The sequence below is a fragment of the Synechococcus sp. R60.1 genome (assembly GCF_047461835.1).
In the GTDB taxonomy this organism is placed as follows: Bacteria; Cyanobacteriota; Cyanobacteriia; order Thermostichales; family Thermostichaceae; genus Thermostichus.
The window spans coordinates 1-3,885 of record NZ_JANSIA010000142.1; the positions used below are offsets into that span (position 1 = coordinate 1).

General features: G+C 52.1%; 4 protein-coding genes. 3 read left to right on the forward strand and 1 reads right to left on the reverse strand.

Annotated features, from left to right (window positions below; translation table 11 throughout):
• The first annotated feature begins 368 nt into the window (after positions 1 to 368).
• Complete coding sequence (locus tag NW834_RS13435) at positions 369 to 1,346, forward strand: hypothetical protein (RefSeq protein ID WP_414418610.1); 978 nt, start codon at positions 369 to 371, stop codon at positions 1,344 to 1,346.
• Between the two features lie 10 nt (positions 1,347 to 1,356).
• Here NW834_RS13435 and NW834_RS13440 read toward each other — a convergent pair whose 3' ends face one another.
• The gene (locus NW834_RS13440; protein ID WP_414418611.1) at positions 1,357 to 2,244 is read right to left on the reverse strand and encodes a hypothetical protein; all 888 of its coding nucleotides are present in this window, start codon (positions 2,242 to 2,244) and stop codon (positions 1,357 to 1,359) included.
• A 330-nt stretch (positions 2,245 to 2,574) separates the two neighbouring features.
• Here NW834_RS13440 and psbV point away from each other — a divergent pair, with 330 nt between their 5' ends.
• The gene (gene psbV / locus NW834_RS13445) at positions 2,575 to 3,117 is read left to right on the forward strand and encodes a photosystem II cytochrome c-550 (protein WP_011434097.1); all 543 of its coding nucleotides are present in this window, start codon (positions 2,575 to 2,577) and stop codon (positions 3,115 to 3,117) included.
• 26 nt (positions 3,118 to 3,143) lie between these two features.
• Positions 3,144 to 3,647: a photosystem II cytochrome PsbV2 gene (gene psbV2 / locus NW834_RS13450; RefSeq protein ID WP_414380910.1), complete on the forward strand. Its 504-nt coding sequence runs from the start codon at positions 3,144 to 3,146 to the stop codon at positions 3,645 to 3,647.
• Positions 3,648 to 3,885: the final 238 nt, after the last annotated feature.

Below are 3,885 nucleotides of genomic sequence, written 5' to 3' on the forward strand. Positions count from 1 at the left end.
GATGTCTACACGTTGGAGGTGTTGCCTGAACTGACTCCTGCTCAAGAAGCTCTTCAGCAAGGCTGGCTGGGATCCCTCATTCGCACCTAGCTTCTCTGCGGTCAGGGGCAAGCCCCCTCCACTTGAAAATTCGCTCACCTCCCCCTATCATGTTGAGACAAGCGGGTAGTCTAGTCAACTCAAGCCAAAGGTAACGACAACAAAGATCGGGACTAAATCCAATGGATTTAATTTTAGCTTTGTTAGTTGGAATAGCCATCGGCATCTTGATAGGAGTTAGGCTTAGGTCAGGGAGCTTGATAGGAGTTAGGCTTAGGTCAGGGAGATGGAAGCGAGAAACTACAAAAGTTATCTCCTCATCTACAGGTATGTCTCAACGTGACAGGCATCCGAATGAACAGAGAACCATCTTGGCCAGCCGAGTGGAAAGAGCGGAAGACATTCATCAGGAACTACAGCCTAATCTTCAAAGGCTTGAGCTTCCTCGAGCGACAAATCAAGCAGTAAGTTGGGACTCACAAGAAGTTGCTGTTGTCAAAGCGCTTGAGGAAAGTTCCCAGGAAGTCATTGATCATATCAGCCGTGATCGTGATAAGTTGAGGTTAGCTTTATTTCTGTGGTCTAAAGAAATAAGAATTAAAAGCTTGGAAACCAAGGAAGCAAGTAGGGTTGGTAGCAAACTGAACAGCAAGCTAAATCAGATATCCAACTTTATGGGAGATAGATATTATTCAATTAGAAAACTCTACAAGTCGATAAAGTCAAACATGAACGAAGGAGAGGCTTTCTCCCTGATTCTGAAAGACGAGCCAAACCAGGTAGTATCAGATAGTTGCCAACTTGCGAATATGCTCTGTAGTATCGCCTTCTTGGAGGAGTACCATTATTTGAAGTCTCCTAGATTTATTTTAGAAGCAAAGCCGAGCAGAGACCCAAATGCATTGAACTTTCTATCAGGAGGATGGCTGGAGCGATATGTCAAAGAAAAGCTAGTAAAGATTGCCAGTCAGCAAGGCAAAAAGATCAGTTTTTCTTACATCATGAATACTCAAGTTACTTTGCCGAATGGAAATGATTTTGAAATAGATTTATTCTTTTATGTCAATGATAAGTTTTACTGGGTAGAATCCAAAACGGGTGATTATTATGAAAGTATAGACAAGTACTCTTGGTTGGCTTCCAGGCTTGGTCTTCAGCAGAATCAGGCTTTTGTAGTCTTGACTGATGTTGATCAGGATAAGAAAATTAGCCTGTCTTCCAGTTATAAGCTGTCAGTAATCGGCGTTGACGATGTTGAGCCGACCTTTATCAAAATTCTGAAAAGTCATGTCCGAAAGAGCACCTGACAAAAGCTAGCTAGGCTACAATCTTGACAGCTTGTTCCATACACCACCAGGGATCCTCGGCAAAAGCTGGCATGGGAGTGCTGCCTGCTTTGCCCAGAATGGCCAGCCGGACTTCCCGATCCAGGCGGGATCCGGCCCCGTAGGGATCTTCTGAGGGAGGTTCCAGCCGTTGCCCCAGAGGGGGCATCACCATAATGCCTGGCTGCATGCTGGTGCTGCTGACCCAGATTTTGAAGTGATCCACCGCTACGTCTGTTCCTTCTGGCAGCTGCATCTGCAGCAGGTAGCGGGGGCCAGAGCCAATCAGCAGGCTCTCGTTGGGGCGCAAACGGGCAGGCAGATCTGGTTGATAGGGGTAAACCAAATCCACGCTGTACCGCCGCTCGTCAAAGACGGTGACATAAACATGCACTGGAGTGGGGGCTCTGTTTCTCAAGGCAATGGCCAGGTTGCGGCCTGCTTGGATTTGCACTTTCCCTTGGGGATCCCGCGGCAGGGGGCTCACTTCGGCAGGGGCAGAGCTGCTGGCCGGGGTTTCCAGTTGGAGAAATTCCACTTCCAAGATGCTGCTCAGCGCATCGCTGGCAGGTTGCAGGTTCAAAAGATTACCAAAAGCAGCCACGTGCTCCAACAGCCGCACCAGCTTGCGAGGCAGGGCCAGTAGCTTCTTCACCGGGATCCGGAAGGCCGCCAGAGCCACCTCTTCCCCCCGCCGGTAAAAGTGATAAGTGGCATCGGGCAACAGCTCTACCCGCAAGTCCGCTGCTTCCGGGTCTGTGTAGGTCAGAAGCGGTGAGGCCGGCAAGGCCGCCAGCAAATCGGCAACGGGCATTTGCACTTGACTGGGATCCGCACAGGTGAAAGCCACCCGCAACGGCTGGAATCGGATAGAGGACATGGGGAAAACCTGGAACGGAGTCTGCCGTATTCTCCTGCTCTGAGGTTGCCAGGCAAGCAAGCCAAGCTCTATATTACCTGCATTACCTGCTCATTACCTGCTCAGTTCTCTCGACTGGGCTGTGGCCAAGTCAGCTCTCGGCCAACAGACTCCCGACAGGCCATAGCTCCGTAATCAAACTTAACACCAAAGGCAAATGGAACCATTGGGAAACTATCCCGGATCCCATCTGCAAATGATCTCTTAATGGTCTATTCTTGATCCTGTTGTCGGGTTTGTGGCTGGAGTGGAGCCCACCTCTCCTCTTTCTAGGCTGATCTACGGAGAACCATGTTTAGCAAAGCTTTTTCTTTTCAGAAGGTGTTTGCGCCAGCGCGTCGTCGGTTGCTTGTCCTGCTGTTGGCTGCGTTGATGGCTGGGTTTGGCTGGGGTCTGGCTCCAGTGTTTGCAGCTAGGGATATTCCTGCAGTGGCTCTGTCGCCAACTGAGTCTATTACCTTTACCGAAGCCCAGTTGGCCAAAGGGAAGAAGCTATTCAACACCGCATGCGCCCAGTGCCATGTGGGCGGCCAGACCTATCCCAACCCGGATGTGAGCTTGAAGCTTTCGGATCTGGAGGGGGCAACTCCCCCACGGGATAATGTGCTGGCGATTGTGGATTACATCAAGAATCCAGTCACCTATGACGGGGTGGAGTCTCTGTTGGAGTATCACCCCAACACCCAGCTCACCAGTGAGTATCCACGTCTGCGCAACCTCACCGACGAGGATCTGAAGCTGATTGCGGGCTACATTCTGGTGCAGGCCAAGACCGTTCCCGGCTGGGGTGGTACCAAGAACGAAAGCCACAGCGACCTATCAGCCTATCTCTAATGCCGCATCTGGATCAGAAGTTGCCTATGAGATGGCGGATCCCGTCTCGCCTCTGGGCCTGGGTCGGGATCCTAGCTTTGTTGTGGCTGGGGCTGGCCAGTCCGGTGGCTGCCCGCATTGATCCTTACGTGAACCAGTATTTGCGGGTGAGTGGCCCTGTGGAATTGCCTCTAGATGCCGCAGGGCATACCCTCACCTTTACCCCAGAGCAGCTCACGGACGGCAAAAATCGTTTTCAGTCCGCCTGTTTGAATTGTCATGTGGGCGGTGCCACTTTGCCGGCTCCCAACATTTCCCTCTCTTTGAAGGACTTGCGCGGTGCCACTCCACCCCGAGATACCCTTCAAGCCTTGATGGAGTACCAGCGGGATCCCCGCAGCTACGATGGCTCGGATTCCAGCTATGGATGCCGACCTGTACCCCCTTCCTGGATGGACGACGAAGCCCTGAGAAATCTGGCTGCCTTTATTCTCAGAGCGGCTCAGGTTGCCCCTGGCTGGGGATCCAACGATTTGATCGATGCCGGTTAGGGTGTAGCACAAAAGCCACCGTGCTAGGCCCGCCAAGGCGAGCTGCATAGCGGTACGGCAGGGCTTTAGACCCAATTCTTTGGTAAGGGCACCTTCTTTTCGCTTTTCAATGCGCTTCTGGCCGCGCGAACCCATCTTTGCCCAAGAGAAGCAGAGGAGAAGTAAACTACCCGGCTCCGACCGCTAAGCGGTACGGAGCGGGCTTTCAGTAGCCCTGGGCCTGCTCTGCTCTACCAGA